At 68.8% G+C, this 25,446-nt stretch carries 23 protein-coding genes; 3 read left to right on the forward strand and 20 right to left on the reverse strand.

Annotated elements, in window-relative coordinates; all coding sequences use genetic code 11:
• From fabG to AB8808_RS06250, 18 genes are all read right to left on the reverse strand, one after another.
• On the reverse strand, positions 1-729 hold the full coding sequence (fabG, locus tag AB8808_RS06165; RefSeq protein ID WP_369927645.1) for a 3-oxoacyl-ACP reductase FabG: 729 nt from the start codon (positions 727-729) through the stop codon (positions 1-3).
• Positions 726-1,202, reverse strand: coding sequence for a hotdog family protein (locus AB8808_RS06170; protein ID WP_369927647.1), 477 nt, complete (start codon positions 1,200-1,202; stop codon positions 726-728). Before AB8808_RS06170 ends, fabG begins: the two co-directional genes overlap by 4 nt.
• The gene (locus AB8808_RS06175; protein WP_369927649.1) at positions 1,199-2,377 is read right to left on the reverse strand and encodes a beta-ketoacyl-ACP synthase; all 1,179 of its coding nucleotides are present in this window, start codon (positions 2,375-2,377) and stop codon (positions 1,199-1,201) included. The genes AB8808_RS06170 and AB8808_RS06175 overlap by 4 nt, the downstream gene beginning before the upstream one ends.
• The gene (locus AB8808_RS06180; protein WP_369927651.1) at positions 2,374-3,096 is read right to left on the reverse strand and encodes a class I SAM-dependent methyltransferase; all 723 of its coding nucleotides are present in this window, start codon (positions 3,094-3,096) and stop codon (positions 2,374-2,376) included. Before AB8808_RS06180 ends, AB8808_RS06175 begins: the two co-directional genes overlap by 4 nt.
• Complete coding sequence (locus AB8808_RS06185; protein WP_369927653.1) at positions 3,093-3,554, reverse strand: acyl-CoA thioesterase; 462 nt, start codon at positions 3,552-3,554, stop codon at positions 3,093-3,095. Before AB8808_RS06185 ends, AB8808_RS06180 begins: the two co-directional genes overlap by 4 nt.
• Entirely contained in the window at positions 3,544-4,497 is a 954-nt protein-coding gene (locus AB8808_RS06190; RefSeq protein WP_369927654.1) for a lysophospholipid acyltransferase family protein, read from the reverse strand. Before AB8808_RS06190 ends, AB8808_RS06185 begins: the two co-directional genes overlap by 11 nt.
• Entirely contained in the window at positions 4,490-5,662 is a 1,173-nt protein-coding gene (locus tag AB8808_RS06195) for an ApeI family dehydratase (RefSeq protein ID WP_369927657.1), read from the reverse strand. Before AB8808_RS06195 ends, AB8808_RS06190 begins: the two co-directional genes overlap by 8 nt.
• A complete protein-coding gene (locus tag AB8808_RS06200; protein ID WP_369927660.1) occupies positions 5,650-5,919 on the reverse strand; it encodes a phosphopantetheine-binding protein in 270 nt (89 codons plus the stop codon). Before AB8808_RS06200 ends, AB8808_RS06195 begins: the two co-directional genes overlap by 13 nt.
• Positions 5,916-6,683, reverse strand: a complete 768-nt coding sequence (locus AB8808_RS06205; RefSeq protein ID WP_369927662.1) for a lysophospholipid acyltransferase family protein — start codon at positions 6,681-6,683, stop codon at positions 5,916-5,918. The genes AB8808_RS06200 and AB8808_RS06205 overlap by 4 nt, the downstream gene beginning before the upstream one ends.
• On the reverse strand, positions 6,680-7,420 hold the full coding sequence (locus AB8808_RS06210) for a beta-ketoacyl synthase chain length factor (RefSeq protein WP_369927664.1): 741 nt from the start codon (positions 7,418-7,420) through the stop codon (positions 6,680-6,682). The genes AB8808_RS06205 and AB8808_RS06210 overlap by 4 nt, the downstream gene beginning before the upstream one ends.
• Positions 7,417-8,643: a beta-ketoacyl-[acyl-carrier-protein] synthase family protein gene (locus tag AB8808_RS06215; RefSeq protein ID WP_369927666.1), complete on the reverse strand. Its 1,227-nt coding sequence runs from the start codon at positions 8,641-8,643 to the stop codon at positions 7,417-7,419. Before AB8808_RS06215 ends, AB8808_RS06210 begins: the two co-directional genes overlap by 4 nt.
• Complete coding sequence (locus AB8808_RS06220; RefSeq protein ID WP_369927667.1) at positions 8,640-9,905, reverse strand: beta-ketoacyl-ACP synthase; 1,266 nt, start codon at positions 9,903-9,905, stop codon at positions 8,640-8,642. The genes AB8808_RS06215 and AB8808_RS06220 overlap by 4 nt, the downstream gene beginning before the upstream one ends.
• Positions 9,902-12,253 (reverse strand): MMPL family transporter, encoded by a 2,352-nt coding sequence (locus tag AB8808_RS06225; RefSeq protein WP_369927668.1) that lies wholly within the window; start codon positions 12,251-12,253, stop codon positions 9,902-9,904. The genes AB8808_RS06220 and AB8808_RS06225 overlap by 4 nt, the downstream gene beginning before the upstream one ends.
• Positions 12,250-12,858, reverse strand: a complete 609-nt coding sequence (locus AB8808_RS06230) for a LolA family protein (RefSeq protein WP_369927669.1) — start codon at positions 12,856-12,858, stop codon at positions 12,250-12,252. The genes AB8808_RS06225 and AB8808_RS06230 overlap by 4 nt, the downstream gene beginning before the upstream one ends.
• The gene (locus AB8808_RS06235) at positions 12,858-13,643 is read right to left on the reverse strand and encodes a glycosyltransferase family 2 protein (RefSeq protein WP_285405042.1); all 786 of its coding nucleotides are present in this window, start codon (positions 13,641-13,643) and stop codon (positions 12,858-12,860) included. The genes AB8808_RS06230 and AB8808_RS06235 overlap by 1 nt, the downstream gene beginning before the upstream one ends.
• Positions 13,644-13,651: 8 nt before the next feature.
• On the reverse strand, positions 13,652-13,921 hold the full coding sequence (locus tag AB8808_RS06240) for an acyl carrier protein (protein WP_036143061.1): 270 nt from the start codon (positions 13,919-13,921) through the stop codon (positions 13,652-13,654).
• Positions 13,922-14,457: 536 nt separating this feature from the next.
• The gene (locus tag AB8808_RS06245; protein WP_369927672.1) at positions 14,458-15,561 is read right to left on the reverse strand and encodes a Glu/Leu/Phe/Val dehydrogenase dimerization domain-containing protein; all 1,104 of its coding nucleotides are present in this window, start codon (positions 15,559-15,561) and stop codon (positions 14,458-14,460) included.
• A 191-nt stretch (positions 15,562-15,752) separates the two neighbouring features.
• A complete protein-coding gene (locus AB8808_RS06250) occupies positions 15,753-16,094 on the reverse strand; it encodes a hypothetical protein (RefSeq protein ID WP_369927674.1) in 342 nt (113 codons plus the stop codon).
• A 188-nt stretch (positions 16,095-16,282) separates the two neighbouring features.
• On the opposite strand from AB8808_RS06250, the gene AB8808_RS06255 reads away from it, so the two are divergent.
• Positions 16,283-17,161 carry an alpha/beta hydrolase gene (locus AB8808_RS06255; RefSeq protein ID WP_369927676.1) on the forward strand — a complete coding sequence of 293 codons (879 nt, stop codon included), beginning with the start codon at positions 16,283-16,285 and terminating at the stop codon, positions 17,159-17,161.
• A gap of 34 nt (positions 17,162-17,195) precedes the next feature.
• The gene (locus AB8808_RS06260) at positions 17,196-17,693 is read left to right on the forward strand and encodes a DUF2199 domain-containing protein (RefSeq protein WP_369927678.1); all 498 of its coding nucleotides are present in this window, start codon (positions 17,196-17,198) and stop codon (positions 17,691-17,693) included.
• 3 nt (positions 17,694-17,696) lie between these two features.
• Here AB8808_RS06260 and AB8808_RS06265 read toward each other — a convergent pair whose 3' ends face one another.
• Together AB8808_RS06265 and AB8808_RS06270 are read right to left on the reverse strand one after the other, a co-directional pair.
• Positions 17,697-20,393 carry a DUF6493 family protein gene (locus AB8808_RS06265; RefSeq protein WP_369927680.1) on the reverse strand — a complete coding sequence of 899 codons (2,697 nt, stop codon included), beginning with the start codon at positions 20,391-20,393 and terminating at the stop codon, positions 17,697-17,699.
• Positions 20,390-21,748: an SWIM zinc finger family protein gene (locus AB8808_RS06270; RefSeq protein ID WP_369927682.1), complete on the reverse strand. Its 1,359-nt coding sequence runs from the start codon at positions 21,746-21,748 to the stop codon at positions 20,390-20,392. Before AB8808_RS06270 ends, AB8808_RS06265 begins: the two co-directional genes overlap by 4 nt.
• Before the next feature lie 151 nt (positions 21,749-21,899).
• Between AB8808_RS06270 and AB8808_RS06275 the strand changes: the two genes are divergently transcribed.
• Positions 21,900-25,352 (forward strand): methylmalonyl-CoA mutase family protein, encoded by a 3,453-nt coding sequence (locus AB8808_RS06275; RefSeq protein ID WP_369927685.1) that lies wholly within the window; start codon positions 21,900-21,902, stop codon positions 25,350-25,352.
• The last annotated feature ends 94 nt before the right edge of the window (positions 25,353-25,446 follow it).

Raw genomic sequence — 25,446 nt, forward strand, 5'->3', positions numbered from 1 at the left:
TCAGCAGAGGCCGCCGTTGACGGCCAGCACCTGGCGGGTGATGTAGCCCGCTTCCGGACTGACCAGGAAGCGCACCGCGGCGGCCACTTCCTCCGGCGTGCCGGTGCGCTCCATCGGGATCACCTTGAGGATCTGTTCCACCGGCACCTCCGGATCGAGCATGTCGGTGTCGATGAGGCCCGGCGCCACGCAGTTGACGGTGATCTTCCGCTTGGCCAGTTCCACCGCCAGTGCCTTCGCCGCGCCGATCACGCCGGCCTTGGACGCACTGTAGTTCACCTGGCCGCGGTTGCCGATCAGGCCCGACACCGAGGTGATGCAGACGATGCGCCCCGCCTTGCGCCGACGGATCATCGGCATCACCAGCGGATGCAGCACGTTGTAGAAACCGTCGAGGTTGGTGCGCAGCACCTGGTCCCAGTCTTCGGAGGTCAGTCCGGGGAACGCACCGTCGCGCGTCAGGCCGGCGTTGCAGACCACGCCGTAATACGCACCATGTTCCGCCACATCGGATTCCAGCGCCGCGGCGGAGGCCGCGCGGTCGGCGATGTCGAACTGGATCGCGCGTGCCGCGCGGCCCTTGCCGAGGATTTCGGCGACCACGGCATCGGCTTCCTCGCGACGCGACCGGCAGTGCACCACGAGGTCGTAGCCCGCGTCGGCGAGGTTGAGCGCGATGGCGCGGCCGATGCCGCGGCTGGAGCCGGTAACGAGAACGGTGTCGGTCATGGTGCGGTACCCCTGGAGTCGAGACGGTTATGGCGGGGATCGAGGAACGGTGTCGGGTCGACCGGACTGAAGACGGTCAGGCGCGCTTCGGCGTGTGCCGTGTCGCTGTCGATGCGGCAGGCGAACGCGCCCATGCCGTCCTCGTCGTGGAAATGGCGGACCGCCTCGATGCGCAGCAGGGCACCGTGGGCGAAGGCGTCGGCGTCGGCGCGGTAGCTGCGCGTGCCCAGCAGGAACCCCGGGCGTACGCTGCCGCCGGCGGCGAGGATGCCGCAGCCGTTCCAGGCGGCGATGGCCTGGGCCATCAGCTCGACGCCCGCCCACGCGGGCAGGCCGCTGGCGTCGACGAAGGGATCGCCGCGGCGGACCAGGCGCTCGCAGACCACGCTTTCGGCATCCCACGACACCAGGCGATCGAGCAGGATCATCCGCCCGGCGTGGGGCAGCAGGGTTTCGATAGGCCAGAGGGTCATGTCGCGTTCGCCAGGATCAGGCTCGCGTTGTTGCCGCCGAACGCGAACGAGTTGCTCATGAGGTGCCGTGTGCCGTCCGCCAGGCGGTGGCCTTGTGCGGTGAAAAGCAGCGGCGGAAGGGCGGGGTCGGTATCGTCGTCCCACACATGCGGCGGCAGCCGGCGCGCGGGATCGGTCAGCACCAGCCAGCAGAACGCCGCTTCCAGTGCACCGGCCGCGCCCAGAGTGTGGCCGGTAAGGGCCTTGGTGGACGAGCAAGGCACGGGGTGACCGAAGGTCCGGGCCATCGCGTGGCTTTCCATGGCGTCGTTGTGCTCCGTCGCGGTGCCGTGCAGGTTCACGTAGTCGATGGCCGCCGCTGGAAGGCCGGCATCGGCGAGGGCGCGGCGCATCGCGTCGGCGGCGCCGCTGCCGTCGGGCAGCGGCGAGGACATATGGTGGGCATCGGCGCTGGCGCCGCCGCCCACGCAGGCCACCGGCCCGGTGTCGCGCGTCATCAGGAACAGCGCGGACGCCTCGCCGATGTTGATGCCCCGGCGTGCCTGCGAAAACGGCAGGCAGCGCCGGTCGTCGATCGCCTCCAGCGCGGCGAAGCCCTGCGTGGCCAGCCGGCACAGCGTGTCCACGCCACCGCAGACCACGGCGTCGCAGAGGCCCAGGCGCAGCAGGCGTCGCGCGCTCAGCAAGGCGCGCGCTCCCGAGGTGCAGGCCGTGGAAATGCCGTAGGCCGGCCCGGCGGTGCCCAGCCATTCGGCCAGGAAGGCCGCCGGTGCGCCCAGTTCCTGGTCGGTGTAGCGGTACGCGGCCGGCCACGTGCCCGTGGCGCCCCGCGTTCCGATGTGTGCGGTGGCTTCCTCGATGCCCGTGGTGCTGGTGCCGATGACCACGCCCACGCGATCGGCACCGTAGCGCGCCACCGCGGCGCGCAGTTCGTCCTCGATCTCCTGCGCGGCGAGTAAAAGCAGGCGGTTGTTGCGCGTGTCGCGATCGGCCATTGCCGGCGGCGGCGACGGCAGTGCTGCGTCGATGCCACCCACCGGCAGCGTGCGGCCGGGCACCCAGTCGGCGCTGTCACGCAGGCCGTGCATCGCGCCGCCGAACAGGGCCTCGGCCACGGCCGCCTTGCCGGCGCCGAGCGAACAGGCCACGCCCAGTGCGTTGAGGAAGGTGGTCATGCGGGGTCGAGTGGTTTGCGCGCGGCGACGTTCACCAGCGTTTCGTCGCGCTTGCCCGGCGGCGGTGGCCGGCGGATGCCCCAGCGCTCCAGCAGGCCGAAGTCTTTCGCGCGGCTCCACCACAGGTAGGGCAGCGAAACCTGGTGCGCGTCGAAACGAAAGCCCCGGCCACGGAGCATCGCCAGGTATTCATCGGCACTCTTCTGCACGTGCATCGGATGCCGGAAGAACCAGCGGATCACCCAGGTATCGATATACGCCCGCGTCGACTCGGCGAACAGCAACAGGCCGCCCGGCTTCAGCACGCGCCAGAATTCGTCCAGCGCGCGTTCCTGTTCCACCAGGTGGTGGAAGGTCTGGTGGCAGAACAGCACGTCCACGCTGGCGTCGGGCAGGTCGATGCGCGCGCAGTCGCCCAGCAGCAGGGTGGCCTGGATGCCTTCGCGCGACGCCTCCGCCTGCGAGTGCTCCAGGCTGTGCGGATCCGCATCCAGGCCGATCAGGCGATCCGGCCGGAACCCATCGCGCAGGTAGCGGAACGAGCGCCCCTGGCCGCAGCCCACGTCCAGCAGCGTGCCACCCTGCGGCAGCGGCGATCCGATCAGGCGTTTCAGGTCGTCGATAGCCACGCGCAGCACATGGTGCTGCCAGGTGTGGGTGCGCAGGAAGACGAAGCCGAGGCGGGTTTCTTCCACATACGTGGCGCTGGCGTATTTCATCGCGGGCCATCCACGGGTTCGGTCGACGGCGAACGCGCCAGGCGTCGTTCCACGTCGTCGGTGAAGACACGGGGCGAGACCAGCTGCATCTCGCCCGTGGCCAGGCTGACCGCCACCTGCACCGTGCTGGCGCGGGTAAGGCGCTCGCCGCTGGCGGCGTCGCTCAGCGTGTAGTGGATTTTCAGGCGGTTCTGCCATTCCACCAGGTCGGCGCGCGCGATCAGCGTCTGGCCGAAGCGCGCCGCCTGCGCATAGCGCAACTGCATGTCGATGATCGGCCAGACGAAGCCGGTCTCCTTCATGCGTACGTAGTTGTGGCCCACGTCGTCCAGCAGCGCGCAGCGCGCCAGCTCCAGGTATTTCACGTAGTGGCCGTGCCAGACCACCTCCATGGAATCCACGTCGAAGAACGGCACCACCAGTTCGATCTGCGTGCCGAGCACACCGCTAGCGCGCATGCGACGCTCCGTTCGTACCTTGCCAGTACGGGTGAAAGTTGAACCACTGCAGGGGTGCGTCGAGGCAGCGCTGCGCCAGCCAGTCGGCATAGCGCTGCACCGATTCGCCGATGATACGTTCGCGGTGCGATCGGTCCCAGCCGGACGCGTCGTCGAAACGGCGCAGGTGGATACGATAGCGCCCGCCCTGTTTCAGGCAGCACACCAGGTTGACCGGGCAACGCAGCAGGGCGGCCATCAGCCACGGGCCCTGCGGAAAGGGCGCCGGAGCGCCCAGGAAGTCGGCGGCCACGGTACGGCCACCATGCACGGGCACGCGGTCGCCCGCGATGGCGATCCACTCGCCGCGGTCCAGCCGCTGCGACAGGTCCAGCATGGTCGCCGTATCCAGGTCGCCCACATGCATCAGCCGCAGCCGCGGATCGCCCGACTGGGCCAGCAGGCGGTTGAAATGGGCGGCCTGCGGCAGGTGCATCAGCACGTTCAGCGCCACGCCCTCGCCGATCTGCGCCATGGCGCGGCACACGTCCAGGTTGCCCAGGTGCGTGCAGATCAGGATCTGGCCACGGCCGCCGCCGAGCAGGGCGCCACGCACGTCGTCCGGGTCCAGCATGTCGACGCCGGCGAGGGTCAGCCGGCCGCGCCACAGGTCGAAGCGATCGAGCATGCACTCGCCGAAGGCGCGGTATTGGGCCAGCGCGGCACGGCGGCGGGGGAACAGGTCGTCCCGGCCGCTCCATGCCGCCAGCCGTCGCTGGTAGTCGGCCACCGCCCGGCGCGCCCGGCGTCCGGTGACGAAGAAATACAGCACCACCAGCCCGATGACGGGCGCCACGGGGCGGCGGCCGAGCAGCCGCACGGCGATGGCGGTGAGCTTGAGCAGGTGGAAACTGCCGCGCTCCCGGCGCGTGGCCCAGTGCCCGGCGGCGACGGAGTCAGGCATGCGCATCGCCCATGCACAGCCATGCCGAGGACACCGGTTCGCCGTCGATGCGGTACGCAAAGTGCAGCCGTCCTCGTTCGGCATCGTGGCGGAGGGTCAGCTGTATACAGTCGCCGGGTCTCAGCAGCCGCTGGAACTTCAGCGCATCCATCGCGCGGCAGGTCGTCGACGTACCCAGTCGCGGTGCGGCGAAGGCCAGCGCCCAGCCGACCTGGGTCACGCCCGGCAGCACCGGGGCTTCCGGGAAATGGTCGGCGAAGCAGGCCAGGTCGAGCGGCAGTTCGAGGTCGATGACCACGTCGTCGCCGTCGCGGCGTTCGGCCAGGATCACCGGATCGTCGGGCAGGGCGCCGCGCAGCACGTCGTCCACGTCGGCGCTTTCCGGCAGTCGGGAAACGAAGCGCCAGACCAGCGGGGTGGACAGTGCATCGTCGCCGGCCGCCTGCTGGCCGAGTTCGTTGAGCAGGCCCGTGCGCCCGTGGCGCAGCAGGGCGGTGCGCCCGGCGGCGGAGAGGGCCACGACCATGCCGGGACCCTTCTTCCCGGCGTAGCCGCCCATGGCACCGTCCACCCACGGATGCGAGTGCAGTCGCGCGGCCGCGGTGTCCATCGGTGCCTTGTTGATCCGGCGGCGCAGGCGCTGGCGCAGGATCCACTCGCCGACGAACAGCACGCCCATCACCGAGTAGGCCAGGATGCCGTTGTAGAACGTCCACCACGACAGCGGGCCCCACGCGGCCAGCAGGCCCGATGCGGTGCCGTTGGCCACGAAGAACGCTACCCACACCCAGGTGACCTTGCGTGTATACGCCACGGCCACGGGTGGCAGGTCGGGCTCGGCCACGCGCGCGATGCGCTCGATCATCGGCGGCCCGAACTTCAGGCTGAGTGCGAACGCCGCGAACAGCAGCGCGCAGATCAGGCTGGGGTACCAGCGCAGCAGGTGTTCCTCGCCGCCGAACGCCAGCACCGCGCAGTAGACCAGCGTGATCGCCAGCATCCAGCGACCGCCCGGCTGGCGCATCAGCGCCGGCGCGCGAACCAGCCACAGCGCGCCGAGGATCAGCCCGAACATCGGCGTGGACACATGGTCCATGCCGAAGTAGACGATGAACGGATAGAGGATGCCGACGATCAGCAGCACCAGGGAGCTCAGCTTGCGCATGGCGTGCCTTCCGCGGTGACGTACAGGGCCAGGCTGCGCAGCGTATCGAAGTGCTTGCGCGCCTCGCGCGAATCGGTGCCCACCTTCAGGCCGTAGCGGCTCTGCAATGCCAGGGCGAGTTCCAGCGCGTCCACGGAATCCAGCCCCAGCCCCTGGCCGAACAGTGGCTGGTCAACCGCGATGTCGTCCACGCGCAGGTGTTCCAGCGCCAGCGTATCGATGATCAGTTGTGCGATATCCCTTTCGAGGTCGTTCATGACGTCCGTTCCCTGGCGTAAAGGCGGTGGAGGTGTTCGTTGAGGCGCCGCGAGGCGATCGGCGCGGGCACGCCTTCGCTGAAGCCCGCCACGTCGATGTCGTCGCCCACGCGCAGGCGCATGCGGACGCGACGGTCGGGCACGTGGTACCAGCGATCGGCCTTGGTCAGCGTGGTGGGTTCGACGGTGATGTACACGGGCGTGACCACCCGCGCGCCGCGCACGGCGATAGCGGCCGCGCCGCGGTGGAACACGGGGTCCTGTCCGGGCGTGGTGCGCGTGCCCTCGGGGAAGACGATCAGTGTCTGCCCTTCGCGTAGCACGGCGGCCGCGCGGTCGAGCATCTCGGCGCTGCCGTCGTTGCTGATGTATTCGGCCACGGTCACCGGGCCGCGCATGTACGGGTTCTTCCACAGCCCGTGCTTGACGATGCAGTTGGCGTCGGGCACGTGGCCCAGCAGGTACACCACGTCGATCAGCGACGGATGGTTGGCGACGATCATCTGCCCCGGCTTGCCCAGGCGTTCCTGGCCCTCGAAGCTGACGTCGACCACGCCCATGCGTTGCATGAACCGCGAATGCAGCCAGAAGGCGCGGCCCACGGTGCGTCGCGCGCGCCGGCGGCGCACGGCGGGTTCGCCCGGCCAGTGCAGCACGATGGGCAGGATCAACCCGCGCAGCAGCAGGCCGCCCACGCCGAACAGCGCGAAGCTGAGCGCCGTGCAGGCGAAGCGCCAGGCCCAGGCGTCGCGACGACGCGTCACGGGAGCGGTCGCCAGGTCCACTGCCGGGCCTTCCATGCAGGCGCGAAGGAAGCGCCATCGTGCAGCGCGCGGACGAAGCGCAAGGCATGCGGGTAGTCGGAAGGCACCGGCAGTGGGGGCGTGTCCGCCTTGCCCAGCGACAACTGCCAGCACGGTCCGTCACCCCGGGCGTCGATGCGCGACAGGCGCAATGCGACGGCGTAGGAGCAGGGCACGTCGTCGATCCAGCCGTCGTACGCGGCAGGCGGCCGCTCCTCGGCCATGACGACGATCACCGCGGGCACGTCGTCGTCGAGCAGCGTGGCCGCCTCGACGATGGCGTGTTCGAAGGTATCCGCTTCCCCCGCGAGGGCGACGGACTCGCCGCGCTGGCCGCGCAGGATCGACCATTGCCCGGCAATTGCGTTGTGCACGGACAGGCCGAAGCGGGTTGGCGACAACGGCACGCCGCGGCCGATGTCGTCGAGCATCGCGAACGTGTGCGTGGTCTCACCGTGGCGCGACGCGTAGACGAAGGGCAGCTGTTCGTCCTCGCCGCACAGCGGCCAGGCGGCATGCATCACGATCCGGGCGAGCCGGCTGAGCCGGCGACGCTGCATCGGCGGTACGAACGCGCAGGCGGGCTGTTCGTCCGTTTCCGTGGGCACATGCGGTGCCGCCGCCCAGCGTGCCCATGCGCCGGCATCCTCGATGCCGGGCGCCCACGCACGCCAGTCGTCCACGCGCAGCGCGATCATGCGGTGGCCTCGTCGAAGCGGCGCACCAGCAAGGCCGCGCAGCTGCCGCCGAAACCGAAGGTGTTCGACAGCACGCTGTCGATGCGTGCGGCGCGCTCGCCTTCCACCAGCGGCGCGTCGGCGAAGGCGGCATCGCGTTCGCGAAGGGGCGCGCCGCCCAGCATCACGCCGGCTTCCATCATGGCGATGGCGGCGATCGCATCCAGCGCGCCGGCCGCCGCGGGCGCGTGGCCGGTCAGCCCCTTGATCGAGGACATCCACGGCACTGCCTGCCCGCGATCGGCGAACACGCGCTGCAACGCTTCCCACTCGGCCAGGTCGCCGTGCACCGTGGCGCACGCATGCGTGTTGACGTAGTCGGGCAGGGTGCCGGCCAGGTCGATCGCCTGGTGCATGGCTTCGGCCATGCCGTCCGCCGCCGGTCCGATCATGCCGTCAGGATCGGACGCGGCACCGTAACCGGCCATTTCCGCGAGGATGGTGGCGCCGCGGGCCAGGGCGTGGTCGAGCGATTCGAGCACCAGCACGCCGGCACCGCCGCCCAGCAGCAGGCCGTCGCGATCGGCTTCGTAAGGCGCGGACACGTGTTGCCCGGCCACGCTGTCGTCAGACAGTGCGTGCATCACGTCGAAGCACATGGCGGCCTTGTCGTGCAGTTCTTCCGCGCCACCGCAGACCACGATGTCCTGGCGACCCAGCTGGATCAGTTCCATCGCCTGGCCGATGGCATGCGTGGCGCTGCTGCAGGCCGAGCTGACGGTAAAGGCGCGGCCGCCGAAACCGAAGGCATGCGTCAGCGTGGCCGCTATCGCGCTGCCCATGGTGCGCGGCACGATGAACGGTGACAGCCGCGCGATGCCGCGGCCCTGGAACACCGTCAGGCCCGCGTCGTATTCGCTCAGCGCGGCGGAGCCACCCATTACCACGCCGGTGTCGCGCTCGTGCAGGCGCGCGGCTTCCAGGCCGGCCTCGTCCAGCGCCTCGCGCGTGGCGTGCCAGGCGTATTCGGCGGCTGGCGGCAGGTAGCGACGCAGCTTGCGCGGTGGCGGTTCCAGGCCGTCCAGGTCCACCGGCGCCGCCACGCGGCAGCGCATGCCCAGTGCCGCGAAGGCCGGCATGTCGCGGAAGCCGGCGCGTTCGGCGCGCAGTCCGTCGAACAGGGCGCGTCGATCCGGCCCGAGGCAGGACACGGCGCCCATGCCGGTGACGACGACGCGCCTCATTCGGGCAGGGCTTTGAAGATCAGCGAGGTGTTGATGCCGCCGAACGCGAAGTTGTTGTTCATCACGTAGCCGGTGCGGATCTCCCGGCCCTGGCCGGTCAGGTAATCCAGCGCGGCGCATTCAGGATCGGGGGTCTCCAGGTTGATGGTGGGCGCGAACCAGCCGCGACGCATCATCTCGATCGCCCACCACGATTCCAGCGCGCCGCACGCGCCCAGCGTGTGGCCCACGTAGCTCTTCATCGAGCTGACCGGCACGCCCGCGCCCAGCACGTCGGCGGTGGCGTGGCTCTCGGCCACGTCGCCGCGATCGGTGGCGGTGCCGTGCGCGCTCACGTAGCCGATCGCATCGGCCGGCAGCCCGGCGTCGGCCAGCGCCATGCGCATGGCCGCGGCCATGGTCTCGCGCGTGGGCTGGGTGATGTGCTGGCCGTCGGAGTTGGTGCCGAAGCCGACCACCTCGGCGTACATCGTGGCGCCGCGTGCCAGCGCATGCTCGTATTCTTCCAGCACCAGGGTCGTGGCGCCTTCGCCCACCACCAGGCCGTCGCGTTTCGCGTCGAACGGACGCGGTGTGGTGGCCGGCGCGTCGTTGCGCGTGCTGGTGGCGAACAAAGTGTCGAACACCGCCGCGCCCGGGCCGGACAATTCCTCCGCGCCCCCGCACAGCATCAGCGTCTGCTTGCCCTGCTGGATGGCCTCGTAGCCGTAGCCGATGGCCTGGCTACCCGAGGTGCAGGCACTGGACGTGGTGATGACGCGACCGCGCAGGCCGAAGAACACGCCCACGTTCACTGCGGTGGTGTGCGCCATCATCTGGATGTAGCTGGTGGCGGTCACGCCCTGCATGGAGCCGGTTTCCAGCATGCGGCCGATGGTGCGGGCCGGCGCGATGCTGCCGCCCGACGAGCCATAGGCCACGCCCATGCGCCCGTCGCCGATGGCCGGATCGTCGAGCAGGCCGGCATCGGCCAGCGCCCGCTCGCTAGCGGCCACGGCCAGTTGCGCCACGCGGCCCATCGAGCGCAGGTGCTTGCGGGCCCAGTGCGTCGGCACGGTGAAATCGTCCACGGGGCAACCGAGGCGACCGTTCAGCGCATCGAAGTAATCCCACTCGCCCATGCGGCGCACGGCGTTATGGAACCCGCGCAGGCGTGCCTCGATGGTTTCCCAGTCGTTGCCCAGCGGCGTGACGCCGCCGAAGCCGGTGACGACGACGCGCCGGGGCATCCGCCCGCCGGTGACCTGTGCTGCGCTGTTCATGCGAGTGGTTTCTTCGGTGCGGGAACGCTCACGGGCGCTGCCAGCGCCGTGAAGCCGATCCCAAGTAACAGGGTGAGGCCGAAATGTTGCAGGGCCGGCATCGTACTCAGCGCGAGCAGGCCGAAGGACAGCAAGGCGGTGACGGCGGACAGCAGCACGCCCGCGTACGCCGCCCCGGGAATATGCGCCGCATGCGGCTCACCCTCGCGCAGGAACACGGCGTAGTTCGCGCCCACGCCCAGCACCAGCATCAGGGCCATGATGTGGAATAGCGTGAGCGGCTGGCCGAGATAACCCAGCGCGGCCACGCTGAAGACGATGCCGGCCATCGGCGGCAACAACACGCGGCCCACCGCACGCGGGCCGTAGCGCCACAGGAAGGCCAGCCCGACCAGGGCCAGCGCGCCACCCAGCCAGACGTCGGCGTAGCTGCGATAGCGGCCGAACAGCGCGGAAATGCTGGCCGGCTTGTCGATCAGCGATACGCCCGGCAGGCCCGCGGAGGCCTCGCGCAACAGCGCCACGTCGTCCTGGCCCTGCGGCACCACGATGCTGCCGGTGCCGTGCTCGCCCTCCAGCCACAGGTAGCGGAACGGCGTATAGGCGGGCATGGCGCGCCAGTCGTCCAGCGTGAAGGCGCGCCCCGGGTAGGCGGCGACGAAGGCGGCGGTGCCTTCCGGCCGGAAGCCCGCCGCGCCCAGCCAGCCGGTCATGCGCTCGCGCGGCATAAACAGCGGATCGAGCGCGGCGATATTGGCCGCCTGTCGCTTCGCCGACGGCAGCATGGCGGTGATGCCGGTAAAGCCGGTGAGCTTGCCCTGCGCGATCCAGGCCTGGAGGCGATCGGTCAGTGCTTCCTCACGCTGCAGCACGTCCTCGGGCGTGGCGCCCTCGACCAGCCAGAACTGGGTGCCGCCGCCGAAGCCGGCGACGTCGCGGATCGCGTTCGTCTGTGCTTCCAGCGTTTTCGGCGGCGAGATCAGCAGGTGGATGTCGTCGTCGTGGCCCAGCCGCAGCCAGCCCGGTATCGCGACCAGCGCGAGCAGGGCCAGCACGACGAGGGCGCGCCGTCCCGAGGCGGCACGCTGCCAGCCCAGCGCCAGGCGCACCAGCGCCGGCGACAGCGGCGCGCGCGCCGGTTTCTGCGCCAGCGCCGGCAGCAGCCAGAACACGCTGGCGCAGGCCACCGCCATGCCCGACATGGCGAACACGGCCATCTGCTGCAGCGCCGGGAACGGCACCACGCCGAGCAGCGCGTAACCCAGCAGGGAGGTGCCCAGCGCCAGCAGCAGCGCCGGACGCACCTGGCGCACGCCGCGTTCGGCGTTCCAGGCGGCGCCTGCGTTCGCACGCGCGCAGAGGTACTGGATCGAGTAATCGACCGCTTCGCCCAGCAGTGCCGCGCCGAACACCAGGGTCAGCAGGTGCAGCTGGCCGAACACGAGCACGGTGGCGACGATGGCGCCGACCACGCCCAGGGCCGTGGAAAGGAAGGCGATCAGCAGCGGTCGCGCCGAGCGGAACACCAGCAGCAACAGCAGGGCGATGCCCACCGACGAGGCGATGCCGACCACATGGGTGTCGCGCTCGGCGCCGGCGCGCGCCGCCGCCGCGTAGAAGATCGCCCCGGTGCGCAGCAGCGTGGTGCCGGGGTATTTCGCCAGCATGCCGGCCTCGGCGTGCTCCAGCGTGGCCAGCGCCGCACGCTGCACCGTGTCGTCGTACGACGAGCCCTTGAGCGTGGCGATCACCAGCACATAGCTCGTGTCGCCCTGGTGCGCGGTCAGCATGTCGTCCTCGGGGACGAGGGCCGAGCGGTTCCAGGGCTGGCGGTCCAGCCAGTGCTGCATCCAGCCGAACGGATCGTCGGTGAGCTTCGCGCCCACATTGGCACCGAACGGCTCGTTGAGCCGGCGTGACAGCGTGGCGACGGCGTCGAAGCCCGGAAGGGTTACGGCGGCGCGATCTTCCGGCGTCAGCAGGTGGAAGCGGAACGGCAGGAACGGCGTGACCAGCTGGTCGAGGTCGAACGGCGGCAGCTCGGCGATCACCGAAGCGAACACCGGGTCCTTGCCCAGCGTCTCGCCCAGTTCGCGTGCGGCGTCCTTGGCGGAGGCGTCGTCGCGGTTGGCCACCAGCAGGATCATCCGGTCGCCGCTGGCGCGGGCCAGACGCTCCACGGCGTCTTCGGCCAGGGGGTGGCGCTCCGTGGCCGGCAGGATGGTCAGGATGTCCGTCTGCAACGGCGACGTGGCGCGACCGAACAGCAGCCACGCGCACAGCAGGCAGACGCCCAGCGCCGCGATGGCGAACAGGCCGGCGCGCAGGGTCGTCGGCGACGCCTTCATTTGACGCCGAGGACCTGCGCTTCGAGCGGGGTGAGCGCGTCGGCGTCGCGCGTGCCGGTGAAGGTGATCAGCGTGCGCTCGCCGCTGGCGAGGTTCACTTCGATGGATTCGAGGAAGGCATCGCCCTTGAGCGTGATACCGGCGAGGACGCGCGCGACGCGCGCCTGGCGCGGCACGAAGCGGAGCGACCACGCCTCGGGGCTGCCCTCGGCCGTGATGGTGAACTGGCGCATGGCCTCGTCCGACTTGCCGGCCAGCAGCGACTGCAGCATGCCGGACACCTGGCTGACGCCGCGGTTGCCGTCGCGCACGCGCTCCAGCTTGCCCTGCGCATTCAGGCGGGCGCTGTTGCCGGAGGTCAGCACCAGCGTGTCGTCGAACGGTTCACGGGTGTGCCAGATCATGCCGTGTCCGATCACGAACAACAGGTCGCCCTTGCTCACCTGCGGCGCGGCCAGGGCAGGGTTGTCGCGCTGCTGGGTGAATTCGGCGCGCACCTGGGGATGCTTCGCGAGGCGACCCAGCACGTCGTCGACGAGCGACGGGGCCTGGGCCTGGGCGGTGGAGACGAGGAACAGGGCGAACAAGGCGAAAAGACGACGCATCAGCGGTTTCCGTGGTGGAAGGTGCGAAGGAGCAGGCGCGGGGCGCGCGGCAGCATGCCGAGCAGCAGTCGCGTATGCATGGCGGTGATGCGCGCATTGTCGCGCCACATGCGGAAATGGGAGAGGCCGTTCTCGGGGTAGATAACCCGGGTCGGCAGGTTGATGACCGGAACTCCGCGCCAGAACAGGCGCACGGCGATCTCGGTGTCGAAATCCATTCGCGAGGGCAGCGGCTTGCGCGCGATTTCCGCGCGGGTCGGGGCCAGCGGGTACAACCGGTAGCCGCACATGGAGTCGGCGATGTCGAAGGACAGCGTTTCCGCCCAGACGCAGGCATGCGTCAGGTAGCGACCGTAGAGACGCGCCCGGGGTACGGAGTCGTCGTAGATCGGCTTGCCGCAGACCATGGCATCGGGCGCGGCGGCTGCGGCGGCCAGGAAGCGCGGCACGTCGGCGGTGTCGTGCTGTCCGTCCGCGTCGATCTGCAGCACGTGGCTGTAGCCGGCGGCATGGGCGGCGAGGAAGCCGGCGGTGAGCGCGGCACCCTTGCCGCCGTTGACCGGCAGGCGGATCAGGCGGAGGTCGTCGCGTCCGGCCACCAGCCGGTCCAGCACATCGGCGGTAGCGGCCTCGGAGCCATCATCCACGATCAGCACGGGCAGGCCATGGGCCGCCAGGGCCTCGGCCGTGGCGGCGATGGTCGATCCGTGGTTGTAGATCGGTACGACCGCGCAGGGCGCGAAGGAGGGCGCCGCGTCGTCGCGCGGTTCGTACCGGCCCGCCATCGGTCCGCTCAGCGGGCGACCAGCGTCTGCACGGTGGCGACCACGTCGCCCACCGTACGCACGCTCTTGAAATCCTCGGGCTTGATCCGGGTGCCGGTCATGTCCTGCACCTGGATGGCCAGATCGATCGCGTCGATGCTGTCCAGCTCCAGATCGGTGAACAGGTTGGCCTCGGGCGTGACCTTGGCCGGATCGATCTCGAACGTCTCCTGCAGCACGGCGCGCAGCCGAACCAGGACGTCGTCGTAGGTGAGGGTGTCAGCTGGGATCGCGCTCATAGCTCGGTAAGTCCATTTCATCCCCGGACGGGCGATCCACCGACGGCTCGTGCCAGTCATGGATGCGCATCACCGAGGCGATGAAGGTGATCGGAAGTGTCGTGTCGTCGCCACCCCTTGGGCGGCATCCCCTTGGCCCCAAAAGCGCCGTGTAGGCAAAGCCTTACAAGAACCAGGGGCGCGAAAAGCATAACAGATCATAAGGCCAGGTAGGAGCCCACGATGTGGGCGAACCCTCACCTTCGGTCGCAACGAAAGACGCCATGCGCCCCAACGCCCTAGGCGGTTCCGTGAGCCCAACGAAGCCACCCTGGCGGGGAGGTGTGTCTTTTCGGGGTTCGGCCGTTCGCCCTGGCCAGGTTGAGGGGGGCTGAGGAGATCGCGGACATCGTCCGCTCCTACCGGGCATGGATGGGGCGAGGGGGGATCGCGGACATCGTCCGCTCCTACATTTGCATTATTGGACCACCTCGCCCTCTCGCAAAAAAGCCGCCCGGTCGCCCGGGCGGCTCTTCATCACGCACATCCCGCCGGGCTTACTGCCCGCGCATACGGCCCTGGAACCGCGGCGCACCGTTGCCCATGTGGGGCAGGCGGATCTTGCCGATGGCGCTGATGCGCTCCTCGGCCATGCGGTCCGCGGCCTTGTAGGTCGGGATGTTGTCACGGGCGGAGATCTCGAAGATCCGGCCCACGTTGTAGTAGATCGTCCGCATCATGCGCATGGCGCGCTCGCGGTTGTAGCCGTCGATCTCGAGCGACACGTTCATCACGCCGCCGGCGTTCACCGCGTAGTCCGGGGCGTAGACGATGCCGCGACGGGCCAGCTCGTCGCCGATCGCGTCCGTGGCCAGCTGGTTGTTGGCCGCGCCGCAGATGATCTTCGCCTTGATCCGGTCGATGGTCTGCTCGTTGACCGTACCGCCCAGGGCGCACGGGCTGTAGACGTCGGCGTCCACGTCGTAGATCTCGTCCAGGCCCACGGCCTCGCAGCCGAGTTCGTCGACGCAGCGCTGCACGGCATCCTTGTTGATGTCGGTGACGAACACCTTGGCGCCCTGCTCGCGCAGCAGCTTGATGAACTCGCTGCCCACGTGGCCGCAGCCCTGCACGGCGTAGCTGTACTTGCCCACGTCCTCGTTGCCGTGCTTGGACTGCAGCGCGGCCATCAGGCCCTGCAGCGTGCCGTACGCGGTGAACGGCGAGGGATCGCCCGAGCCGCCGTGCACCTGGTGCACGCCGGTCACGTACTCGGTTTCACGGTAGACGTATTCCATGTCGTTGACGTCGATTCCCACGTCCTCGGCGGTGATGTAGCGGCCGTTGAGCGAGTTGACGAAACGGCCGAACGCGCGGAACAGCGCCTCGGACTTGTCCTTGGAGGGGTCGCCGATGATCACGGCCTTGCCGCCGCCCAGGTTCAGGCCGGCCACCGCGTTCTTGTACGTCATGCCGCGCGACAGGCGCAGCACGTCGTTCACGGCGTCCTGCTCGGTCTTGTACGGCCACATGCGCAGGCCGCCGAGGGAAGGGCCCAGCACGGTGTTGTGGATCGCGATGATGGCCTTCAGGCCGGCGTCCTTGTTGTGGCAGAAGACGACTTCTTCGTGGCCCGTGTTGGCGATGGTTTCGAAAATCATCGAACGCAAACTCCAGTGGCAAGCGGCGGTGGGGCCGCTTCTAGGTGAATGACCGGCAATGGGGACCGCCGGTCGATAATGACCATCCAAAAAAATCGCCCCGGCCTGCAAGGGCGGGGGCGATCTGTCGTGTCAGGCGCCTAGTTTAAACCCTTGCGCCGGTTCGTGTAGGTGCGGCGCAGCAGACGGTTTCAGCGGTGCCAGTGGGGGTCGCGCACCCAGGTTTCGCGCTCGACGCGCCAGCCGCGGCCGTAGGGATGCCAGACCGGCGGGTGGTAGACGTAGCCGGGGCGCTGCGCGGCCCAGCGACCGCCGACCCAGACATAGCGGCCGCCATACCAGTTCCAGTAACCGGGGGCCCAGACATAGCCCACCCGGGGCGGCGGCATGCGCTCGAAGCGCGGCGGCGGCGGACGGTCGGTCACGGTCACGCTGACGTATTCGCGCGCCGCGGCGGGCGCGGTGTAGCTCGCGGCGCCGAAGGTGAGGCCAAGGGCGGCCAGGGTGGCGAGCAGGGGCATGGGACGCTTCATGGACGGTCTCCTTCGCGACGCTCCGCGGTTGCGGATTCGTGTGCCAGAACGTGGGCGTGCCGATGTCGGTTGACCCTTGCCTGCGGCGCGTTCAGGTTCGTGAAATCGCCGCGCTGCGGGAACCTTGTTCCCCGCCCGCGCTCGAATTCCCGCATGCTTGCCTTTTCCTCCATCGACCTGCCGAGTCCATGAAGCCTCCCCGCCGGTTCAGTGCGCGCACCGTCGCGACCCTGCTTGGCATCCGCCTCGCCTATCGGCTGGGCAGCCGGCTCGCGCCCGGTCGCACGGTCGCCCACGCCACGCGTATCTTCCAGACGCCGCTGGCCAGCAGCCGCCAGCGGGCGGTGCATGCCGTGGCCACGTCATCCGCACGCCGCCGCACGTTGTCCCTGGACGGTGAGTCGATCGAGACCTATGTCTGGGGCGATCCGTCCACGCAGCCTTACATCCTGCTTGTCCATGGCTGGTCCAGCCTCGGCCTGCGTTGGGAGACATGGGCACCCCATCTGCTTGCCCAGGGTTGGGCGGCTGTGGCGTTCGACCAGCCGGCGCACGGCCACAGTGGCGGCGAACTGTGCACCTTGCCCGATTTCGTTCGCACCCTGACCGCCGTGGCCCGGCATTTCGGCGATCCGGAGGGCGTGGTCGCCCATTCCCTCGGTGGCGCCGCCGCGACGCTGGCTCTGGAGCGTGGCTGGACGACGAAGCGCGTGGTACTGATCGCGCCCGCGGCCGATCCGGAAGCCGCCACCGCGCGATTCGCCCGTTTCGTGCGGCTGGGCCAGCACCTGCGTCCGTCGATGCACGACGCCCTGGCGCGGCGCACGGGTGTCGCCATCGAGGCCCTGCATATCGCGCACCATGGGCCGCAACGGACGCAGCCCCTGCTGGTAGTGCACGACGATACCGACCGTGACGTGCCGGTCGGCGAGGGTGAACTGTATGCACGCCTCTGGCCCGGCGCGACCTTGCTGAAGACGCACGGCCTCGGGCACCGTGGCATCGTCGATGACGCAGGCGTCATGACGGCGGCGATACGCTTTCTCGCGGGCGCGATGCCTTGTTGACCCGCCTATCCAGCCCCCTTTCCAGGAGCGAGCCATGACGACCACCTGCGCGGTGTGTGGATCGGAGCACGACCCGGAAGCACTCGAACTGGGCTATCGCCGCCCGGATGCCGTACTGGAACTCGACGAGGCCACCCGCGCGGCCAGCGTGTTCGAGAACGACGACCTCTGCGTGATCGACGCGCGTCGCTTCTTCGTCCGCTCCACGTTGCCGTTACCGCTGACGGGGCGCAACGACCGCTACCAGATCGGCGTGTGGGTGGAAGTATCCCCGGCCGATTTCGACCGCATCGGCAAGCTGTGGACCGACCCCGCGCAGGCCGTGGAGCCACCGATGTCAGCCACCCTGGCGAACGAGGTGCGCCATCATCCGCACAGCCTCGGCCAGGCTTTGTTGCTACAGCTGATGGGGCCGACCACGCGGCCGCAGGTGTTCGTTCGCGATCCGTCGTTTTCGTTGGGCGCGGAGCAGCGCCACGGGATCACCGCGCACCGGGCCAGCGAATATTCGGTCGGTCTCAAGGCCGGCTGACGCTCAGGCGAGCAGCGTCTTCCTCAGCGACGCGCCTCGCCCGGAGAGCTTGAGGCTGGACAGCACTGTGCGCGTGTTCTCGCCGATCCGGCCGCCCGACTCCAGCAGCGACTCGTGCAGTAGGGCGAGTAGCATCGCCGTGTCGCGCGGGGGATCCTCGGGACGTGCGCCGATCAGGGCCTCGAGCAGTCCGGTCACCACCGGCAGCATACCCGGCGCGTTGCGCGCGGCGGCGGCCAAGGCTTTCGCGTAGCGCGCGGCAAGCACGTGGTCGCTTGCCAGCAGCGCGCACATGTCCGCACCGAGCCGGTCGAGGTCGATGCGCCCTTCGAGCGAGGACTGAACCAGACCGTCGACGGCCAGTGCCGTCTGTCCTGGCTCCTTTCCGGCCAGGGCGAGGGCAAGCAGCAGCGTGCCCATCGGTCCGGGTGTCACCGTCGGCTCGAGCAAGGGCGAAAGGTAGGCGCGGTTCTGCCACTGCGCCTCGTACCAGCCCAGGTTGTTGCCGACGAGGCGACAGCCGCCGGCGAAAAAGGTATCCATGCACGACGGCAGCAACGTGGCCGAGTAACGCACCAACCCTTCGTCGATACCGGCGTAGCCCCATCGCTGCGAGGCATAGCGCGGCTTGAAGGCGGCGGGCTGGTGGCGATGCAGGGCGATCAACAGCGGATCGGCACCCTCGGGCGCGCAGTCGTCTTCCAGGACGAAATGGTGAAAGGTGTAGGTCTTGCCGTCGACCTGCGATTGCCGGGTCTCGATGTGCCAGGACATCACCGGTGCGCGTGTGGTGTCGGGGCCTAGGTCGCCCAGTCGCGCAAGCATCAGCGGATCGTCCGCACCGGGGTGGCGGATGCGCGCCGCCGCGGCCATGAGAGCGCTATCGGGCTCGCCGGGACCGAGGGCGCCACCTAGCGCATAGTCCAAGGCCTGGCGCAGCGATGACGCTGGCAACGCCGCGAGTTCGTCCGGCATCGGCGCCGCGGACGGCAGGCGCAGCAGCGCACGCACCGCCGTGCGTCGTTCCCACGGTACGCCGGCAGCGCTGTGCGCGCCGATGCGCTGCGCGAGACGGCGCGGATCGATGAAACCGCCGCGATGGGTTGCCGCGTCGAGCGGCTCCAGGCCGGCGCCGTGTCGCGCGGTGGCGACGGTGTCGACCACGCGGTCGAGCACATGCAGGTCGATACCGGCGTGCTCGCCGTGGTTGTCCATGGTGCGTACATAGAGCGGCGTGGGGAGGTCGAGCAGCACGGCGACGACCTGTGCCAGTGCCTGGGCGATCGGCTTGCGCTGGCGCGACAGCCGTTTCGCCACCGGTGCCAGCCGCGCACGGACGGTTGCATCGAGCGGCGCCATGCGTGTCAGCGCAGCGAGGACCTCTTCGAACGCGTCGATGTCCGTGTCGTTCGCGAAGACGTAGGCTACGCGTTCGGCGAGCGTGTCGGCATCGTCGATACGTGGCAGTTCCCTCGAGGGATCGCATGGTTCCGGCAGCTTTGTCGTGTCGATGATGAGGTCGACCGGTCGGCATTCCACGGTGGGCGACAGTCCGATCAGTGTGGCCAGCGCAGGGCGATTCGATGCGGCGACGCCGGGCAGGTGGGTCGCGAGCGTCGCGCGTAACGTCTCGTCGAGGCTCATGCCGCCCAGCCGTTTGATCGCCTTCGCCTGCACGCCCGCATCGGCGTGCCCGAGTGCATCGGCGAGAAGCCGCGCTATCCGGTCCGCCAGCGCGGGACCGGCGCGCAGGCGGCGCTCGGCCAGCTTCATCGCCGATTCGACCTGTCCCTTCGCCGCCGCGTGCATGACCGGTGCGAGCGCGTCGAGCAGGTCATGCCCGTCGATCGATACGGAGGCGTCGATCGTTTCCAGCGCCTTCAGCGCCATGCCCACGGTGGGCGGGATTCGGCTACGGCACAGTGCAAGGTAACGCGGCAGGCGCGCGACGAGTTCGCCGGGTGCAGGGCCGAGACGCTCGTGGAACCGCGAGAACCAGCCCGAGCGGAACTGTGGCCAGTCCTTCTCCAGCGCATCGAGGGTCTTGTCCAGCAGCAGATCGCGGCCGAAGTGCGATTGCGACCACGGCGAGGCGAAAAAGATCGACCACGCGTCCTGGCGGTATTTGTCCACGGCGGCAAGGCTGGCGTCCGGGGTGCCTTCGATCTCCATGACGCGCAGGATCACATCGTGCAAGGTGGGATCGCCCTGCACATACGCTTCCATCGATACCTTCTTGGCCCAGCCGGCGTAGGTCGGCAGGTCCATCATCATCTGCGTGTGGGCCTCGTTGTCCGGCCGGGGCACCAGCCCGCGTTCGATGAACGGATTCAGGTAATTCAGCGTAACCCGTGGGAGCGCCATCATCGCGTCGCCCAGGCCTTCGAGGCTGGGCGGATCGAATTCGCGAGCCAACATGGCGGCGTCGTCCGCGCGCAGGAACGCGCCAGCGGCGTCGCGTGCGGTGCCGCAAACGAAAAGAGCCGCACCCGTGGCGAACTCGCGGTCGCGTTGGGGTTGCTTGTCGTTCCACGGCACCTGCGGGTCGTCCTGCTCCCGGAGCACGCGGGCCCGTTCCCGAAGAGCCGGCGCAAGGCGGGCGCGTTGCCCGCGCGGTACCTCGCGCAGCGCGGCGGTGACGGCCTCGACATCGCCGCGCTCGATGGCTTCGTCCAGCCTGCCGCTAATGGTCGTGTTCATGCCTGGGCCTCGCGCAGGGCGGTGGCCGCCAGTACGTGCTTGCACGGCCCGCGTTCCTCGCCGTGTTTGGCGAACCATGGGCACGTGCAGCGCACCTGCCCATCGACCTCGCGGACGCGATGCCCGATGCCGTCGCTGTCGACCTCCGCGACGAACGCCGGGCCGCCTTCCAGGCGTACCGCGCCACGGGCGAGCAGTTCCTTTGCCGCGGCCAGCCGCGGATGCATGTTATCGAGCAACGAAAGGTCGAAGGGGAGTACGCGGTGGAAATAGGCCTGTTCGGCGACGTCGTAGCCTACGAGGCCGGCTGCGCCGAGTGCGCGTAGCGCGTCGTCGACGCGCTCGATGGCGATACCGGTGGCCAGCGAGACCCCGTCCGCACGCAACAGCCCCTGCCAGTTCAACTGGGCACGGACGCGATCGAGCACGGGCGCATGGCCGTCGGTGTGCAGGCGCATCAACGCGTGCAGCGATTGGCCCTCGCCGGAGAAGCCGCGCCAGGTTTCCGCACTCAGTGCAAGGGTGACGCGGATGCCGTCGAAGTCGAGCACCCAGGCACTGGCCTGGTTGGACGGGTCCGCGTGGACGGTGAGCCGCTCGGCGTAGGGCAGCAGCGGTTCGAGCACGCGCAGCCGCGTGCTGTCGGTGAGGCGGACGCCATCGTCCACGGTGCGGGTCGTGGTGAACAGGCCCGAGGCACCGCGGGCGATCCACAGCGGCGTGCGGCTGGTGGACGCGCGAGGCAGCGAGCGGAGGAATCGCAGCGCGTCGATGGCGGTGGCTTCCAGTCGTGGCGTCATCGCCGACTGGAAGGCCTGCACTTCGAGCATGCCGCGCACCCAGCGTTCGGGCAGGGCGACCTTGCGTTCGGTGACCGACCCTGCGCCGCTGGTCAGCGTCATTTCGTCGGTGCCGACCGAGAAGCCCAGGCCATGATCGTCGCGCACGCGGGCAAGCGCGGCGCGCATAGGGGCGTTGAAATCGACGTTGGTGGTTCCCTTGCCGACGATGTCCCCTTCGTAGCCGCGCTGCCCCAGGTCCACGCGGATGTAGGCACTGCAACAGGACGAGAAGCCATCGAAGCGGAGCAGATCGCCGCCCGAGGTGACCACCGGGTCGGCCAGCGCGATGCGTTTGGCCAGCGTGTTCGGCGGGGTGAAGAAGCGTGCGCCGACGACCAGGTGCACCGCGGTGAGCGCATCGGCAACCAGGCGAGGGCGGTGTACGCGACCCTCGAAGAAGCGGGGCGGGGCTGCCTCGAGCGGGCTGCTGGTCACCAGCGTCAGGTGCGGCCCGGCGCGGTTGGCGAGCGCCGAGGTGCCCTGGTAGCGGTAGGCGTGCAGTATGTCGGCCATGCGTGGCGCTCCATCCCCGGTCCAACGGGCATTAAACCCGATCACGGCGCGGCCGGGGAGGGGTCTCGCTGCACTGCGTCAGAGCCGGCGGCGCCCGCGGGGATAGAATCGACCGGTTCCCTCCCCAGACGTCGCGTTCCCCGGAGTTTCCATGAGCTCGCAGCCCAAGCCTATCCCCGCCAGCCATACCGACGCGGAGGGGACGCCGCTGCGTTTCGTCACGGCGGCCAGCCTGTTCGACGGCCACGACGCCGCGATCAACATCATGCGACGGATCATCCAGAGCCAGGGCGCCGAGGTGATCCACCTGGGCCACAACCGCTCGGTGGAAGACGTGGTGCGCGCCGCCTTGCAGGAAGACGCCGATGCCATCGCGCTGTCGTCGTACCAGGGCGGCCACGTGGAGTACTTCAAGTATATGGTCGACATGCTGCGCGAGCGCGGCGCCGGCCATGTGCGCGTGTTCGGCGGGGGTGGCGGTACCATCACGCCGGAGGAGATCCGCGAACTGCAGGCGTATGGGGTGGAACGTATCTACCATCCCAACGACGGCATGAAGCTCGGCCTCACCGAGATGATCGAGGACGTGATGACGCGCACGCGCAACGCCACGCGCGAACGCACCGTCACCACGCCGGAAGCCACCTCGGTGGATGACGAGATTTCCATCGGCGCCATGCTGTCCGCCATCGAGGAAGACCAGCTTCCCGAAGCCGAGCTGGCGCGCCTGCGCAAGGCCTGGCAACTGGCCGGCGGCAAGACGCCGGTGCTTGGCCTAACCGGCACCGGTGGCGCGGGCAAGTCGTCGGTCGTGGACGAGCTGTTGCTGCGTTTCCTGCATGCGTTCCCGGACATGCGCATCGCCGTGCTGGCCGTCGATCCCACCCGTCGCCGCAGCGGCGGTGCGCTACTGGGCGATCGCATCCGCATGAACTCGCTGCGCAGTCCGCGCGTCTACATGCGCTCGATGGCCACGCGCCGGCAGCACGCCGCCACGTCCATCGTGCTGCACGACTGCATCGATTTTCTGAAATCGCAGGCGTATGACCTGGTGATCGTGGAAACCGCCGGCATCGGCCAGAGCGATTCGGAAATCGTCGACCTGGTCGATTTCCCGGTCTACGTGATGACCAGCGAATACGGCGCGGCCAGCCAGCTCGAGAAGATCGATATGCTGGATTTCGCCGAGCTGGTGGTGCTGAACAAGTACGACAAGCGTGGCGCCGAAGACGCCCTGCGCGATGTGCGCAAGCAGTGGAAGCGCAACCGCACCGCCTTCCAGATGGCCGACGAGAACGTGCCGGTGTATCCCACCATCGCCAGCCAGTTCAACGACCCGGGTGTCACCTGGATGTTCGACAACCTGTGCCGGCTGCTGCGCGAGAAGCTGGCGCTGCCGGGCACGACCTGGACGCCGGTGGTGGATACCACGCTGCGCGAGCCGCGCGCCACCGTGCTGATCCCCGGCAATCGCGTGCGCTACCTCGCTGAAATCGCCGAGCAGGGGCGCGGCGTGAACCACGGCATCGCAAAGCAGGCCGAGGCGGCGCGCAAGGCGCAGCACTACTACGAATCGCTCAAGGACATCGGTGACGACGCGCTGCCGCGGGCGTTCGACCTCTACGACCACGCGGCGCTCACCGTGGAAGGCGATCGCTCGCTGGTCACGCTCCGCCAGCGTTACAACGAGGCCGTGCGCGAACTGACCAGCGAGGCCATCCACCTGCTGAGGGAATGGCCGTCACGCTTCGCGGCGGTCACCGCGGAGTTCAACGAGTACCAGGTGCGTGACAAGGTGATCCGCGTCGAGAACTACCGCGAGTCGCTCAGCCACCAGAAGATCCCCAAGGTGTCGCCGCCGAAGACGAAGGACTGGGGCGAGCTGCTGTCGTTCCTGATGCGGGAGAACCTGCCCGGCCACTATCCGTATACGGGTGGCGTCTTCCCGTATCGCCGTGCGGGTGAGGATCCCACCCGCATGTTCGCGGGCGAGGGCACGCCGGAACGCACCAACCGTCGTTTCCATTACCTGTCGCTGGGCGGTGCCGCCGCGCGGCTGTCCACCGCGTTCGATTCGGTCACGCTCTACGGCGAAGACCCCGCGCCGCGGCCGGACATCTACGGTAAGATCGGCAACTCCGGCGTGTCCATCGCCACGCTGGACGACATGAAGAAGCTGTATTCGGGCTTCGACCTCTCGGCGCCATCCACGTCCGTGTCGATGACGATCAACGGACCCGCGCCGATCATCCTCGCGATGTTCATGAACACCGCGATCGACCAGAACATCGAGAAGTACCTCAACGAGGACGCCTCGCGCTGGGACGCCGCCAACGCGCACATCGCGCGCCTGTACCCCGACGGCAACCGCCCGACGTACCACGGCGACCTGCCGGAGGGTAACGATGGACTGGGCCTGGGGTTGCTCGGCGTTTCCGGCGAAGAGGTGGTCGATGCGGATACCTATGCGCGCATCAAGGCCTGGACCCTGGCCAACGTGCGCGGCACGGTGCAGGCGGACATCCTCAAGGAAGACCAGGCCCAGAATACCTGTATCTTCAGCACGGAGTTCGCCCTGCGCATGATGGGCGATATCCAGCAGTATTTCGTCGACCACAAGGTGCGCAATTTCTATTCGGTGTCGATCTCGGGATATCACATCGCGGAAGCCGGTGCCAACCCGATCAGCCAGTTGGCCTTTACGTTGTCCAACGGCTTCACCATCGTCGAGTACTACCTCGCCCGCGGGATGAAGATCGACGACTTTGCCCCCAACCTGTCGTTCTTCTTTTCCAACGGCATGGACCCGGAATACACCGTGATCGGCCGCGTGGCCCGGCGCATCTGGGCGCGCGCCATGCGCGAGCGCTACGGCGCCACCGCGCGCAGCCAGATGCTGAAGTACCACATCCAGACCTCCGGCCGCTCGCTGCACGCGCAGGAGATCCAGTTCAACGACATCCGCACGACGCTACAGGCTCTGTATGCGTTGTTCGACAATTGCAACAGCCTGCACACCAATGCCTATGACGAGGCGATCACCACGCCTACCGAGGAAAGCGTGCGCCGCGCCGTGGCGATCCAGCTCATCATCAACCGCGAGCTCGGCCTCAACTTCAACGAAAACCCGTGGCAGGGCAGCTACGTCGTCGATGAGCTGACCGACCTGGTGGAAGAAGCGGTGTACAAGGAGTTCGAGGCGATCAGCGAGCGCGGTGGCGTGCTCGGCGCCATGGACACCATGTACCAGCGTGGCAAGATCCAGGAAGAATCGATGTACTACGAGCACCGCAAACACGACGGCTCGCTGCCGCTGATCGGTGTCAACACTTTCCTGCCCAAGGACCATGGCGGCGAGATCGCCACGGAGATCGAGCTGATCCGCTCCACCGAAGAGGAAAAGGGCCAGCAGATCGACAACGTGCTGCTCTACGGCAAGGCGCGCAACAACCTGGCCCCGGAAAGTCTGGTCACGTTGCAGAAGACGGCGCGCGACCGGCGCAACGTGTTCGAGCAACTGATGGACGCGGTAAAGAACAACTCCCTCGGCCAGATCAGCCACGCGCTGTATGACGTGGGTGGCGAGTACCGTCGCAATATGTAAGCGGCGCTGCGGCCAGGTGCCGCGGCAGGTGCCCGTATGAACCCGGCGAGGCTTGGTCTCGTCGGGTCCATGCCGCTAAGCTGGTGCGACACGT

It is taken from the genome of Xanthomonas sp. NCPPB 2632 (assembly GCF_041228075.2).
GTDB lineage: Bacteria > Pseudomonadota > Gammaproteobacteria > Xanthomonadales > Rhodanobacteraceae > Luteibacter.